This is a genomic window from Pandoraea horticolens, from assembly GCF_902459555.1.
Classification (GTDB): domain Bacteria; phylum Pseudomonadota; class Gammaproteobacteria; order Burkholderiales; family Burkholderiaceae; genus Pandoraea; species Pandoraea horticolens.
In genome coordinates, this window is the sequence record NZ_CABPSM010000009.1 from 156,437 (window position 1) to 172,773 (window position 16,337).

Sequence of the window (16,337 nt, forward strand, 5' to 3'; positions counted from 1 at the left end):
CGATGCTCGCTACGATCAAGGCCGGCGCGGCCTATGTGCCGATCGATCCTGCCTATCCGTCCGAGCGGTTGTCGTACCTGATGGCGGACTCGGGCATACGCTGCCTGCTGACACGCTCGGTCGATCGCGACCTGCTGCCGGTGCCCGAAGGGTTGCCGGTCATCGACATCGCCGAGGACGCCTCGCACGAGCACGAATGGCCGTCCGACGCACCGGCGGTCACGGTCGACCCGCGTCAGCTCGCATATGTCATCTACACGTCGGGCTCGACGGGCGAGCCGAAGGGCGCTCAGCTCACGCATGCCAACGTCATGCGCTTGCTCGACCAGACGCAGGATCGCTTCGGGTTTGGCGAGCAAGACGTGTGGACGCTGTTCCACTCATTCGCGTTCGACTTTTCGGTGTGGGAAATCTTTGGGGCGCTCTGCTACGGCGGCACGCTGGTGATCGTGCCGCACGCGGTGTCGCGTGCGCCCGCCGAGTTTGCGGTCTTGCTGCGCGACGCAGGCGTGACGGTGTTGAACCAGACGCCGTCGGCGTTCCGCCAACTGCTGCAGGTGCCGTCGATGTATGAGGACGGGTTGCGCCTGCGCGCGGTCATCTTCGGTGGCGAGGCACTGGAAGTGCGCGCGCTCGCGCCGTGGTTCGCCCATTACGGCGATCGTGGGCCGGCGATGGTCAACATGTACGGCATCACCGAAACGACCGTCCACGTCACCGCCCGCGAACTGACGTCTCAGGACGTTGGCGCCGATCGCAGCCCGGTGGGGCGTCCGATCAGCGACCTCGGCCTGTACGTGCTCGACGCGTGGGGCGAGCTCGCACCGGTGGGCGTGCAGGGTGAGCTGCATGTGAGCGGTGCCGGACTGGCGCGCGGCTATCTGGGGCGCGCGGCGCTCACGGCCGAACGCTTCGTGCCGAATCCGTTCGCGCAGGACGGCGGACGTCTGTACCGCACGGGCGACCTGGCAAGCTGGACTGACGCGGGCGAACTCGTCTATCTCGGCCGCATCGACCAGCAGGTCAAGATTCGCGGATATCGCATCGAACTGGGTGAAATCGAAGCACAGCTTCTGCGCGTGCCGGGCGTCAGGGACGCCGCAGTCATTGCCGTCGGTCAGGTCTCAAGCGCTCGTCTTCTCGCGTATGTCTGCGGTAGCGGCACGCTTGATGCCGTCTCGGTACGCTCTGCGTTGGCGCAGCATTTGCCTGATTACATGGTGCCCGCCAGCGTGAGCGTGCTCGCCGCGCTGCCGCTGACCACCAACGGCAAGCTCGATCGTGCCGCGCTGCCCGCCCCCGAAGCCCAGCACGCAGGTGGTCCCGAGCCGGAAGGCGAGACGCAACTGGCCCTGGCAACCATTTGGTCGGATCTGCTCGGCGTGGCGAAGATCGGCCGCGACGACAACTTCTTCGACCTCGGCGGCGATTCGATTCTTGTTCTCAAGGTCGCGGCACGCGCCGCTCAGACAGGCATCTCGCTCACGGCAAGGCAGTGCTTCGAAGCGACGACGCTGGCCGCACTGGCTGCGGCGGCCGACGCGTCACGCGAATTGCCGGTCGAGACGGCCGTTGCCCCGATTCTTCGTCTGGACGATCGTACGCATCTGCCGCTGTCGCACGCGCAGCAACGCCTGTGGTTCCTGTGGCAGTTGCAGCCGCAAAGCACGGCCTATCACGTTGGTGGCGCCTTGCTCATGCGCGGCGCCTTCGATGTGGATGCCGCACGCAAGGCTTTCGGCTGGCTCGTTCAGCGGCACGAGGCATTGCGCACGACGTTCGCGATGTCTGAACGCGGTGAGGCCACCCAGATCGTGCATGACACGCTCGCGTGCGCCTTCGAGCATCGCGCAGGCGACGAATCCAGCGCCCGCGAGTTCGCAGCCCAATGGATGTCGGCGCCATTCGATCTGGTGAACGGCCCGTTGCTTCGCGTGGGCGTGGTGAGCATGGTCGACGATGCGCATGTGCTTGTCGTGGGCATGCATCACATCGTGTCCGACGGATGGTCGATGGACATTCTGCTGGGTGAGTTCGTCGACGCCTATCGCGCAGCCCTCACGGGGGCAGCCCCAGACTGGATGCCGTTGCCGGTGCAATACGCCGACTATGCCGTTTGGCAGCGTGACTGGCTCGACGGTGGCGCGCGCGATGCGCAACTGGCCTGGTGGCGCGATGCGCTCGACAGCGCACCGGGCGATGTGCAACCGGTGCTCGATTTGCCCACGGACCGTACACGCCAGACGCTCGGCGGCTATCACGCGGCGCGTGTGTCGTTCGATATGCCGGCATCGGTATCGTCGGACGTGCGTTCGTTGGCCCGGCGCTTCGGCACGACGCCTTACGTGGTGCTGCTCGCCGCGTTCCAGGCGCTGCTGCATCGTCATACGGGACAGGACGACATCCGCGTCGGTGTGCCCGTCGCCAATCGCGAGCGTGCGGAGATGTCCGGTGTGATCGGGCTGTTCGTCAATACACAGGTGCTGCGCGCGCAACTGGATTCGCGTGTGACGGCCGCCGCGTTGATCGCGCAGATCGACGAACGCGCCCGGCAAGCCCGTCTGCATCAGGATCTGCCGTTCGACGTGCTGGTCGATGCCCTTCAACTGGAACGCAGCCTGTCGCATACACCGCTGTTCCAGGTGATGTTCAGCCATGAACGCGACGACCCGCGGGCGCTGGCGCAATTGCCCGGTGTGCGTGTGGAGCCGTTCGCGCTCGGTATGGGCGAAGCGCAGTTCGAACTGTCGCTGACGACCAGCGAATCGCCAGAGGGTGCGATTCGCGCTGATCTCGACTATGTGCGTGAACTGTTCGACGCGCAGAGTGCGGAGCAACTGGCAGCGCAGTACGTGCGCCTGCTGTCCGGCTTCGCCGCGACTCCGGATCGCGCCGTCGGTGATATCGCCCTGCACGATGCGCAAGGGTTGAACACGTTGCTCGCCTGGGGACGCAACGACGATGGACAGACACAGGCCTCGCCGGTGCATGAGACGATTGCCCGACAGGCCGCGGCCACGCCGGACGCCATCGCCGTGATTCTGGACAACGCGCGTCTGACCTACGGCGAACTGGATACACAGGCCAACCGGCTTGCGCAACATCTGCTCAGCGCTTGTTCGAGCCACGAGGAAATTCGCGTGGGCATCGCGATGCGACGCTCGCTCGATCTCGTCGTCGCGGTGCTCGCCGTGTTCAAGTCGGGGGCGGCTTACGTGCCGCTCGACCCGGACTATCCGGCGTCGCGACTCGCGGACATCGTCACCGACAGCCATCTGGCCGCGATTCTCGCGCACACCGATGTGCTCGACCGGTTGCCGGCGAACGTCGCGTTGCCGGTGCTCTGCGTCGACACGCTGGAACTGAATCCGCACGACGGCGTGACGGTATCCGCACCGGACGTGCGCGTCCATCCGGAACAACTGGCCTACGTGATCCACACATCGGGGTCTACGGGTAAGCCCAAGGGCGTCGCGATTTCGCATGGCGTGCTGGCGCGTCATGTCGACGTCTCGGCTCGCTTTGCCGGCATCACCGCGGCCGATCGCGTGCTTCAGTTCTCGACCATCAACTTCGATCCGTTCGTCGAGCAACTGCTGCCGTCGCTCTGTCTGGGCGGCACGGTCGTGATGCGCGGCCCGTCGGTGTGGAGTGCGGCGGAATTCCGCTCGCAGGTTGAGCAGCACGGGATCACCGTGGCCGATCTGCCGACAGCGTACTGGCAGATGGTCACGCGCGAACTGGGCGACGGCGCGGCTTTCGCCGGACTTCGCGAAGTGCATGCGATGGGCGAGGCCATGCCGCTGGAGACGTTGCGGCAATGGCGCGCCAGCCGCGCTTTCGCAGGCGTGCGGTTGCTGAACACCTATGGCCCGACGGAAGCTGCGGTGACGGCGACGCTGTTCGATGCCTCCGCCCCCGATGTCGACACGCTGCCGGCACTGGTGCCGATTGGTGTGCCGCTGGGGCAGCGCTCGTTGTACGTGGTCGACGCGGACTTCCAGTTGGTGCCGGCCGGCGCTATCGGGGAACTGCTGATCGGAGGCGACTTGCTGGCGCGCGGATATCTGAATCGTCCGGATCTGACGGCCGATCGCTTCGTACCCGATCCGTTCGGCGCAAGCGGCGCACGCCTGTATCGCACGGGCGACCGGGTACGCTGGCGCGCCGGCGGCCAGTTGGAATACCTCGGCCGTACCGATCACCAGATCAAGATTCGCGGCTTCCGTATCGAACCGGGCGAGATCGAAGCGGCGTTGCTCGCACAACCGGGCGTCGGTCAGGCGGTGGTTCTAGCGCGCGACGTCGACGGGGTGACGCGGATTGTCGGCTATGTCGCACGCGCCGCAGGCCACGACGGTGACGCGCCCGATGCGGCGTCGTTGCGCCTCGCCCTGAGCGCAGTGCTGCCGGATTACATGGTGCCGTCTGCACTGGTGGTGCTCGATGCGATGCCACAGTTGCCGAACGGCAAGCTCGACCGCCATTCGCTGCCGACGCCGACATTCGAGAAAAGCGCCTTCGAAGCGCCGCAAACGGCGCTCGAGCAATCGCTGGCCGACCTTTGGCAGGAAGTGCTTTCGGAGGGACGCCGCGATGCTGCAGGCGTTGCACGCGTAGGCCGTCACGATAACTTCTTCTCCATCGGTGGCGATTCGATCCAGATCCTGAAGATCGTAGCGCGGGCGGCCGGGCGCGGGATCGCGCTTTCTCCGCGACAGATGTTCGAGTCACAGACGGTTGCAGCACTGGCCGTCTCGATCGTGGCGACGCAGGGCAACGCGCGCGACGGTCTGCCGCCAGCGAAACCGCTCGTGCCGCTCACGGATCGCTCGCATTTGCCAGTTTCGCACGCGCAACGCCGCATGTGGATACTCTGGCACCTCGATCCGCAGAGCAGCGCGTATCACATCGCCGACAGCGTGCGAATCCATGGCGCGCTCGACGTCGATGCGCTCCAGACCACATTCAACGCCATCGTGGCGCGGCATGAAAGCCTGCGAACGACGTTCGCGCAGAATGCCAATGGCGACGTTCGCCAGAACGTGCATGCTGCGACACCTGTCGCTATCGAGCGCATGACGCAGACGCCCGAGCAAGCCCGGGCATGGGCGGCGGCGTTCATGGCGCAGCCGTTCGATCTCACGTGGGGGCCGCTGATGCGCGTCGGCCTGGTCTCGCTCGGCGCGAACGATCACTTGCTGGTCGTGGCGATGCATCACATCGTCTCGGACGGCTGGTCGGTCGACGTGATTCTCGACGAATTCGCCACGGGCTATGCTGCGGCGCTCGTGGGCGGCGCACCCGAGTGGCAGGCATTGCCGGTGCAGTACGCTGATTATGCGTCGTGGCAGCGCGATGTGTTGGACGCCGCCGAGAAGGCGCGTCAGTTGGCTTACTGGCGCGAAGCGCTCGACGACAACGCGCAAATCCTGACGTTGCCGACCGACCGCCCGCGACAGTCGCTCGGACGCTATCGCGCCGCGCGCCTGCCGATGGCACTGCCGCCGGCATTGGCGGCGCAGATCGGCGCATTGGCTCGCAAACACGAAACGACCGTGTTCACGGTCCTGCTCGCGGCCTTCCAGGTGGTGCTGCATCGTCATACCGGCCAACAGGCGATTCGCGTCGGCGTGCCGGTCGCGAACCGCGAACGTGTGGAATTGCAGGGATTGATCGGCCTGTTTATCAACACGCAGGTGCTCGGTGTGCGGATCGATCCTCGCATGACGCTCGACGCGCTGCTGGTTCAGGCGCGTGAGCGTGTGACCGGCGCGCACAAGCATCGAGACCTGCCGTTCGACGTGCTTGTGGAAGCGCTGCAACCCGAGCGCAGCCTCGTGCATTCGCCGCTCTTCCAGGTGGTGTTCAATTTCGAACAGGAACACCGCCGCGTGCAGCAAGCCTTGCCGGGCCTGACGATCGAGCGTTTCGACGCCGTCGAGCAGGCGGCCCAGTTCGATCTCACGCTGAACCTGCGCGGCACACCGGACGGCGCCATCGACGGCAGTTTCCAGTACGCCCGGGAATTGTTCGACGAGGCGACGGTGACCCGCTTCATGACGCATTACCTCGCGGTGCTGACGGCGTTTGCGACGTCGGCCAGGATTGCCGTGGGCGATATCACGCTCGCCGACCATACCGAAGCCGAACGTCTGCGCACATGGGGGAAGGGCGAAAGCACCGCGACGGGTATGTTCAGTCAGAGCGCTGTACACGTCGCGATTGCCACTCAGGCGGCACGCACGCCGTCGGCCGTCGCACTTGTGCTCGACGACGACAGTCTGACCTACGCAGAACTGAACGCCCAGGCGAACCGGCTCGCGCACCGTCTATGCAACGCGGGCGTGACGTCCGACATGTGTGTCGGCATCGCCATGACGCGCTCGCTCGACATGGTGGTCGCGATGCTGGCGATCCTCAAGGCCGGCGCCGCGTATGTGCCGCTCGATCCGGACTATCCGCTGGCCCGTCTGACGTACATGATCGAAGACAGTGGCATCCATGTACTCGTGACCGATGCGGCCGTCGCCGGCAAGTTGCCGGAACTGACGCAACTGGCCGGCGTTGCCGCGCTAAATGTCGATACGACGGACCTGCCATCCGACGCCGCACTGAGGAGCACGGTATCGGCACCGGTCATCCCGGTGTTGCCGCAACGACTGGCGTATGTGATCTACACGTCCGGATCGACAGGGCGGCCCAAGGGTGTGGGTATCGCGCACGAGGCGCTCTCCGGCCATATCGACGCGACGATCCGCTACGCACGCCTGACGCCGTCCGACCGGGTGCTGCAATTCTCGACCGTCAACTTCGACGGCTTTGTCGAGCAGCTTTTCCCGCCGCTATGTCTAGGCGCGACGGTGGTCATGCGTGGTCCCGACTTGTGGACGACCGACGAGTTCGTGGCCCGCGTGGCGCGTCACGGCCTGACGGTCGCTCACTTGCCGACGGCCTACTGGCACGTGCTCACGCAGGATCTGGCACACAGAGGGACGTCGCTCGCCCCACTGCGCGAATTCCACGCAGGTGGCGAGGCCATGTCCGCACAGGGCTGGCGCCGCACGCAGGCGAGCCCGGCGCTCGCGCCGGTCACGCTGATCAATACTTACGGCCCGACCGAGGCGGCGATCACCGCCACCGTCTATGACACCACTTCGGTGACCGAGGACACCGCCGCGACGTTCCCCGGCACCGTGCCGATCGGGCGTCCGTTGCCGGGACGCAGCGTTCGCGTGGTGGGCCCGGATATGACGTCCGTGCCGCAAGGCGCCGTCGGCGAACTGGTCATTGGCGGCGATCTATTGGCACGCGGTTATATCGGCCGCCCGGCATTGACGGCGGAACGGTTTGTGCCGGACCCCGAGCGCACCGACGGCGGCCGTTGCTACCGCACAGGCGACCTCGTGCGCTGGCGCGCCGATGGTCAACTCGACTATCTGGGACGTATCGATCAGCAGGTCAAGATTCGTGGCCTGCGCATCGAGTTGGGTGAGGTGGAAGCCGCGTTGCTGGCGCTGCCTGGCGTTCGCGAGGCGGCGGCGTCTGCCGTAGACACGTCGTCGGGCGAAGACAAGCGACTCGTGGCGTGGGTGACGGCAGAGGCCGGGGCGACGTTGGAAGCGTCAGCATTGCGTTCGGCACTCGCCGAAACGCTGCCGGCGTATATGGTCCCCGAGCACATCATGGTGCTCGACGTCTTGCCCATGACGCCGGGCGGCAAGGTCGATCGCTGCGCACTGACGCTGCCGCAGACCGATGTGCCGCAAGCATCAAAGGCCGGGGCGCCCGTCGGAGACGCACAAACCGCACTGGCTGCGCTGTGGCAGACGCTGCTCGACGTGCCATTCGTGGGGCGCGACGACAACTTCTTCGCACTCGGCGGTCACTCGCTGACGGCGCTGCAACTCGTCTCCCGGGTGAAGTCGGTGCTGGGCCGTCAGATCGCGCTGCGCGACGTCTTCGCAGCGCCGACGCTCAGCGCACTGGCTCTGCAGCTAGAACAAGCGCCCCGGGTTGCGGTCGACGCACCGGCGCTGGTCCATGTGCCGCGAGTGCAACGCATGCCGCTCTCGCCAGCGCAATATCGTTTGTGGCTGGCCGACAAGCTGGCCAGCCCGGACGACGCCACGTCTTACACGCTCGCGACCGCCATGCGCGTGAGGGGCGATTTCGATGTCGACACCGCACGCAAGGCGATGACGGCGCTCGTCGCCCGGCACGAGGTGTTGCGCACGAGCTATCCGGACGACGACGGCATGCCGTATGCCCGCATCGCGTCGGACGCTCTGGCGGACATCGACGTTGTGGATCTCACCGGAAGTACTGCGCTGGCACGGGCAAGGGCCATTGCCGACGCCATCGCCGAGCAGTCGCAGCATCGCTTCGCGCTCGCCTCGGGGCCGCTGGCGCGGATTCGTGTTCTGCGCTTGTCGCCGGACGACCACGCCGTGCTGTTCGCCGTGCATCACATCATCGCGGACGGTTGGGCGATGAGTGTGCTCGTCGGCGAATTCGCGACGGCCTACGCGGCCATTCGCGAGGGTGCGGCACCGGTCTTGACGCCGATGCCGGTGCAATACGTGGACTACGCCGACTGGCAACGCAAGGCGCTCGACGGTGCGGCCGGCGAGGCACTGCGCAGCTATTGGCGCGAGGCCCTGCAAGGGGCACCCGCCGCGTTGCAACTGGACACGGATCATGCGCGTCCGGTGACGACGTCGACGGCCGGCGCTGGCGTGCCGTTCACGTTGCCGGCGCATCTGAACGCACCGCTGCGGGCGTTTGCCCAACGTCAAGGAACGACGACCTCGACCGTGTTGTTGGCGAGCTATCAAGCGTTCCTGCATCGCCTGACCGGCATGGACGATCTCGTGGTGGGCGTGGATTCGGCCGGACGTAACGATGCCGCGCTCGAACCCATGCTGGGCTTCTTCGTCAACGTGCTGCCGGTGCGCTCGCGCCTCGAGGCAAACGCCGGGTCGTTCGCTGCGCTCACTGGCCGGACCCACGACGCCATGCTCGGGGCCATCGCTCACGAGGCATTGCCGTTCGATCGCATCGTGGAAGCGTCCGGCCTGGCACGCGAGTCCGGACGCAACCCGCTCGTCCAAACCCTCTTCGTCATGCAGAACACGCCGCGCGGCGCGCTCGCCATTGACGGTCTGCGTATCGACCCGATTGGGCAGGCCACCGCGTCTTCGAAATTCGACATGGCGCTGTTCATGCATGAAACCCCGCTCGGCTTTGCCGGCGAATGGGTGTTCGCGACCGATTTGTTCGTACAAGCCAGCATCGAACGCTTTGTCGCCACCTGGCTCAAGCTTCTGGAGACGTATCTCATGGAACCCGACAATCCGACCAAAGCGACAAACCCGGCACAGAATACCGCGCGCACCCGCGACGCCGCACGCGCCACGAAGCTCGAGAAACTCGACAAGCTGAGCGCGCTCGGCAGCGCACGCAAGCCAGTTCGCTCGGCATCGGGCGCTTCCGGTTCGTCCACTTCGTCTGCTCTGTCCGGCGCCCCGAACGCGCCGGACTATCAGGTCCGCCTCACGCCGCTGCAGGCGGGCACGGGCTTCCCGGTGCTGATCGAACCGTTGCACGTGGACCTCGATCCGTTCGTGTGGGCTGCACGGCACCGGCAGCAGATCGAGACGTGGCTCTCGCGGCATGGCTGTCTGTTGCTGCGCGGCTTCGCTATCGAAGGTCCGCGTCAGTTCGAGCGCTTCGTCGAGGCCATCGCCCATGAGCTTTACGGCGAATACGGCGACCTGCCGAAGAAGGAGGAGGGGAAGCGGACTTACCGGTCGACGCCGTATCCCGAGAAGGAAATGATCCTCTTCCATAACGAAAGCTCGCATATGGACCAATGGCCGCGGCAGCAGTGGTTCTTCTGCGAGTTGCCGTCGCAGGTAGGCGGCGCGACGCCTATCGTCGATGGCCGCGAGATGCTGCGCCGGTTGCCGCCGGACGTTGTGGATCGCTTCGCCCGCCTCGGCCTATGCTATGTGCGCACGTTCATCGAAGGGTTGGATGTGCCATGGCGTCAGTTCTTCCGTACCGGCAGCCGCGAGGAAGTCGAAGCGCGTTGCCGGGCGGCCGGCACGGAAGTGCGCTGGTTAGGCGACACGTTGCAGACCGTCTCGCGCGGGCCCGCAGTCATCCGGCATCCGGCCACGGGTGAGCTGGCGTTCTTCAATCAGGTGCAGCTGCATCACCCTTACTTCCTTGCCCCGGATGTGCGTCAACACCTGCTCGACATCGCCGGGGAAGATCGTTTGCCGCGCAATGTGCTGTACGGCGACGGCACGCCCATCGACGACGAGACGATGGCATTGGTGGGCAAGGCGTATGAGGCGTGCGCGTTCCGCTTCGACTGGCAGCGCGGCGACGTGGTCATGCTCGACAACCTGCTCGTCGCCCACGCGCGTGACCCGTATCAGGAGCCGCGCAAGATCGTGGTGGCGATGGCGAAGATGATGTCGCGCGACAGCATGCCCCTGACGCAAGCAGCGCCGCATGCCGACACCCCGATGACCGAGAACGGCGACTATGCCTGAAGCGTCGCCACACAAGACAGAGTCTCAAGCCATGACTGATACAGGATTTGCACTGACGCCGGAACAACGCACGCGCGTGGCGCTTAGCATGGAGACGGCTTACGTAGCCGTCGTCATTGCGCCTGACGCGACGCTCTCGCCGGAAGCGTTCCGCGCCGCGTGGGCCACACTGGCGCAAAAGCACGAGCTACTGACGATGGCCACCGGACAGGTCGAAGGCTTCCGTGGCATACGCCACTTGCCGCAGGCGCCGGCCAAAGGCCTGCCGTGGATTCAGGTCCGCGCGGCTGGCCCGTCGGCAGATGCCGCTGCGCTGGCATTGGCCGCCGGGCCGATGCCGGAGGAAGCCACGTCCCGGCAGGCCAATGCCTGTGCCATCTGGCTCAACTGCGAGGCGTCTGTCGATGCAACGGGCAGCGGTCCTCGTCTGATCCTGATGGCGCGCGCCTGGTTGTTCGACGAGGCCAGCCTTATGGCACTCGCGCAAGAACTGGTGGCACATGCGCAAGGGGAGGAGGTATCGGATGACGATGCGCCTTTGCGCTACCAAGACTTCGCTTCGTGGCGAGACGGCCTTGTCGAAGGTGAGGACGGACTCGACGGTCAGGCGTACTGGCGTCGGTATCTGGACGAGGCCGGCTCGCCGCGCACGGGCGTCCGTCTTCCCGCGCACCATCGCCTGGCGAGCTCCGACGCCTCCACGCGAGACATTGCTTCGCACGCTGCGCGACGCGCCGTGCCGGCAGCGGTCGGCACGGCGCTGGTCGCCATGGCGCAGGCACGCGGCACCGCGACCGACCTGCTGCTGCAAGCCGCGTGGTGGGCACTGCTCGCACGTATCGGCGGGCAGACGTCGGTGGACGGCGTGGTCTGTCACGACTGCCGCTCGGACTACGGCCCGCTCGCCGGCTCGCTCGGCGTTTTCGAACGACGCATGCCGGTGCGCGTGCGCCTCGACGACACGCTCTCGCTCGTCGACGTGGCCTGTCGTCTGAACGAAACCATCGACGAACACAGGAATTGGCAGGAGACGGTGCCCACCAGCCTCGCCAATCATGCGCTCGCCGCGTTCCGCCTCCTCGTGTGGGACACCCCCGCCACGCTGGCGCGTCTGGTGGGCTTGATCTCGCCGCTCGGCACGGCGGAATGCCATCTGGATCTGGTAACGGATGCCCGGGGCGCGCTTACACAATTCACTTTGGCGAGCGACATCGGGGCCTATCCGCCGGACGCGGTCGAAGTGCTGGCGGACCAGTACCTGACGATGCTCTCTTCACTGGCGGCGCAAGCCAGTCGCGCGGACTCGCCGTGGCAGCACATCGATGTCACTCCGGCGCTCGAGAAGGCGCGATATCTGAGCTGGGCCGGACCGGAACTGAAGGTGCCCGACGAGACGGTCATTCACGCGATGCTGCGTCACGCGCAAGAGACGCCCGATGGCATGGCCATCGAAGGAGACGGCAAGCGTCTCACATGGTCCGAACTGGCGGGCGAGGTGCTGACCGTCTCAGCCAATCTGCAAAAGAAGGGCGTGCGCACGGGCGACACGGTCGCACTCGCTATGCCGCGCAGCGTGGATATGGTGATTGCCTTGCTGGCAACGATGCGAGCCGGGGGCGCGTATGTCCCGCTCGATCCGTCATGGCCCGCGGCACGGATACACGCCGTGCTCTCGCAGGCCAAGCCCGTACTCGCTGTCGTCGCACCGCCGTTCGGCGCCACGCAGGAGGCTTCGCTTGCACCCCTCGTGTCGTTTGCCGGACTGGCGCAGCCGACGGCCGGCGACGCCACACTCGCGGCACCGCGCGGGACGGATCGCGCGTACGTCATCTTCACGTCCGGCTCGACCGGTGTGCCCAAAGGGGTTCCGATCGGGCATCGCCAGTTGGCGAACTATGCGCATGCGATTGCAGGCGCGCTGACGCTCTCGCCAGACCATCGTGTTGCGCTGACCTCGACGGTCGCCGCGGATCTCGGCAATACGGCGCTGTTCGGCGCCATTGCAGCGGGCGCTTGCCTCGTCGTCGCCAACGAGGCCGACATGGCGGACGGCGCTGCGTTTGCACGATTCGTCGGCAGCACGGGAGTCGATGTCGTCAAGATCACGCCGTCCCACCTCGACGCGCTGGTGCAGATCGCATCTCCCGTCCTGCCGAGCACTGTAGTGCTCGGCGGTGAAGCGACCCAGCCGTCGCTGGTCGGTACGTTGCGTCGCATTCGCCCGGATGTGCGCATCGTCAACCATTACGGTCCGACGGAAACCACGGTGGGTGTTCTCATCCATGTCTGCGGCGACGAAACTTCAACTGGCCCAGACATCGGCGCACTGCCTCTGACACAACCACTGGCGAATTGCTACGCACGCGTGTTGGACGACGATCTGTCCATCACACCGGTCGGTGCTCGCGGCATGCTCTACGTCGGCGGCGAACAGTTGACGGCCGGATATCTCGGGCGAGACGCAAGAGAAGGGTTTGTGGACGATCCGTTCACCCCGGGGGCGCGGCTCTATCGCACAGGAGACGTTGCGCGATGGCTGCCGCAGGGAGGGATTCAGTGGCTCGGCCGTGCGGACGAGCAGGTCAAGATCCGCGGTCACCGTGTGGAGCCGGCGGAGATCGAAGCCGCGTGCCGCGACATTCCGGGCGTGACACAGGTGGCGGTGCGCGCCTGGGGCAGCGGCACACAGACAGAACTCGCCGCCTATGTGATTGCCCCCGAGATGACCGACGCGCCGAAGCGCGTGCGCGACACGCTGACAAATCGTCTGCCCGCCGCATGGGTACCGGCGTTTGTCGTGACGTTGGCGTCGATACCGCGTCTGGCCAATGGAAAGGTAGACCGCCAGGCATTGGCAAACCCGAGATGCAACGCCATGGCGGGCGGGGGCGCCGCCATAGACGTTGCGCCGCAGACGCCGCTGGAAACCTGGCTGGCCAAACGGCTCGAGGATTTGCTCGGGCGCACCCCGATTGGCGTGACGCGCAGCCTGTTCGAGCTGGGCGGCGACTCGCTGACCGTCATTCGCTTCGTGGCCCGTATCGGCGAAGGACTACATATCGAGGTGCTGCCCGGGCAGGTCTTCGCGACCCCCACGGTTCGCGCACTGGCCAACGCGCTGCACGCACGCGCGGACGGCGGCGAGACGTTGGTGCTGCGGGCTCAGGCGCGCCTGACTTTCGATGCGCTGCCGCCCGAAGCTCAGGCGGCGTTGCTGGAACGCGCACGTCAGACGAGCAACGCGGCGTCCTGAACGGATAACGGGCGAAATTCCCACGATATCTCCCGGGATTTCGCTGAGAACATTTCGTTGTCATGAGCGATTCTGCCGCTATTTCCGTGGATATTATTGCGAATGAAAATGAGAACAGTTATCATTTGAATGATTTTTTCACGCCGGAACGGATCTCTGAATTCCGACGCGGCATGCGCCGCCGATAGCGCGCTACCACACGTCAAGGGGAAGGTTGCACATGAAGTCGATTCACGGGCATTATCGATCAACAAGGAGGGGCGCGCTCACACCGAGTCATACGAGTCTGGCGGTCATGATGTTGCTTCTGGGGCAGGCCGCTGCGGCGCAAGCTCAGTCGCAGGTCGTACAGAACAACGGCAACAGTGAAACCGCGTCATCCTCCACAGCCGGTGCCCCGGCTGCGGCATTGCCCGCGACGAATGTCGAAGACCGCCGTGATGCGGTGGCCGAAGCGCTCAACCCACCCACCACGGTCGGCTCCAAGATTCCGATGACGGCGCGCGAAATTCCGCAGACCGTGTCGGTGATCACACAGGAGCAAATCAAGGAACAGAACTTCCAGACGCTAAAGGACGCGATGCAGTACGCGCCGGGCGTTACCACGCTGCAGAGCGATTCGGACCGTGTGCAGTATTACGCGCGCGGTTTCCCGATCACGTCGTTCCTCGTGGATGGCACGCCGTCCTACGTGAACAGCAGCATGTCCGTGACGGCGGATACGTTCCAGCCCAGCCTGGCAATCTACGACCGGGTCGAAGTGCTGACCGGGCCGTCCGGCCTGCTCAACGGCTTCGGCGCGCCGGGTGGCGCGGTGAACCTCGTGCGCAAACATGCGCAGAAGGAATTCGAGGCGAGCGCAACGCTCTCCGGCGGCACACGCGGCAACAGCGGAGCGACGATCGACGTGGGCGGCCCGCTCAATCCGGCAGGCTCGCTGCGTGGCCGCGCGGTTGTGTCGTACACCGGCGCCAACGGCATCCAGGACACCACGAACACGCGTAACAAGGTGCTTTACGGCACGTTGGAAGCCGATCTGACGTCCACGACGCTGCTGCGTGTAGGCGCGAGTTACAACGAATACACCTCTAACGAGCCCTGGATCTGGGGCATCTACACCGACGGAACCTACGGCAATCTGCCGCGTGGTCACTACTACGGCGCCGGCTGGAACCGCGACACGTTCCGCACCACGGACCTCTTCGCCGAACTGCATCAGAAGCTGGGCGGCGGCTGGACAGCCAAGGCAGTCCTCGATTACGTCTATTCGCGCTCGACCACGCTGCAGGCCAGTCAGTTCAACGCCTGGGACCCGGCAACCCGCACTGGCGACATCAGTGCAACGAACAACGCAGTGAGTGAAGGCAAGACCAACATCGACGTGTCCGCCACGGGCCCGTTCACGTTGTTCGGCCGCACGCACCAGGCCACCATCGGCGCGAACTACATGCGCATGATCGAGCATCAGTCGCAGTATTACGGCGACCCCAAGAATCTGTTCGGCGTGACGAACGTCAACTTGCTGAACATTCTGTATCCGATACCGGTGTTCCCGGGCACGCCGGATACGACGAGTCGGAACAACACCTATGCCAAACAATACGGCATTTATGGTCAGACGCGTCTCTCGCTGCTCGATCCACTGACCCTGATTCTCGGCGGACGCGTGAGCTGGTATCAGTCGAAGTTCGCGGTCGATCCGACGTACAACGTCTTCGGCATGACCGGGAATTCGCTGGGCAATGCGGGCAAGTTCACGGGCTATGCCGGGCTGGTGTACGACCTGAACAAGACGTGGTCCGTCTACGCGAGCTACACGAGCATCTTCCAGCCGCAGGACAACCTGATGACGACCTCCGGCACGCTCATCAAGCCGATCACGGGCGATCAGTACGAAGCGGGGATCAAGGGCGAGTTCATGGACGGCCGTTTCACGACTGCGCTCGCGGTGTATCAGATTAACCAGAAGGACCGCGCGATGGTCGATCCGAACGATCCGACCCAATCGCACTACATCGGGCTGGGCAAGGCACGTACGCGTGGCTTTGAACTGTCGGGCACGGGCGAACTGACGTCCGGCTGGAAGTTGTTCGGTAGCTACACGTACAACAACAGCCAGTTGGAAGATTCGAACAGCCTCGACACGATCGCGTCGCCGTTCTCGTCGATCTCGCCGCACAACATCTTCAAGCTCTGGACCAGCTATCGCCTGCCGGGTGCCATGCACGGGCTCACGCTGGGCGCCGGTGTGACCGCCGTGAGCGAGACCTCGACCTCGCGTAACGGCTTCACCGCGACGCAGGGCTTCTACGCAGTGATCGACGCGTCGGTCAGCTATGCCTTTACGAAGAAGACCTCGCTGTCGCTCAACGCGAACAACCTTTTCGATCGCGATTACTTCGCCGCCGCGTACGCACGGGGTCGGCCGCGCACCGTGATGCTGACCCTGCGCACGGCCTATTGATCGTATCGATCTGCTTGGGTGCATGACCTCTGGCGTGCGCCAGATTGCTTTTCCG

General features: G+C 65.3%; 4 protein-coding genes (1 of these 4 cut by a window edge). All 4 read left to right on the forward strand.

The features are described 5' to 3' along the window. On the forward strand, positions 1 to 10,565 hold the 3' portion of the coding sequence (locus tag PHO31112_RS16060; protein ID WP_174995741.1) for a non-ribosomal peptide synthase/polyketide synthase. 17,707 nt of this gene lie to the left of the window's left edge; 10,565 of the gene's 28,272 nt are visible here — the last part of the coding sequence; its start codon lies beyond the left edge, outside the window; its stop codon occupies positions 10,563 to 10,565. Between the two features lie 31 nt (positions 10,566 to 10,596). Beyond that, positions 10,597 to 13,818, forward strand: a complete 3,222-nt coding sequence (locus tag PHO31112_RS16065; protein WP_174995742.1) for a non-ribosomal peptide synthetase — start codon at positions 10,597 to 10,599, stop codon at positions 13,816 to 13,818. Between the two features lie 62 nt (positions 13,819 to 13,880). Beyond that, positions 13,881 to 14,006, forward strand: a complete 126-nt coding sequence (locus PHO31112_RS27930) for a hypothetical protein (RefSeq protein WP_281355100.1) — start codon at positions 13,881 to 13,883, stop codon at positions 14,004 to 14,006. 107 nt (positions 14,007 to 14,113) lie between these two features. Further along, positions 14,114 to 16,282: a TonB-dependent siderophore receptor gene (locus PHO31112_RS16070; protein ID WP_174995743.1), complete on the forward strand. Its 2,169-nt coding sequence runs from the start codon at positions 14,114 to 14,116 to the stop codon at positions 16,280 to 16,282. Positions 16,283 to 16,337: the final 55 nt, after the last annotated feature.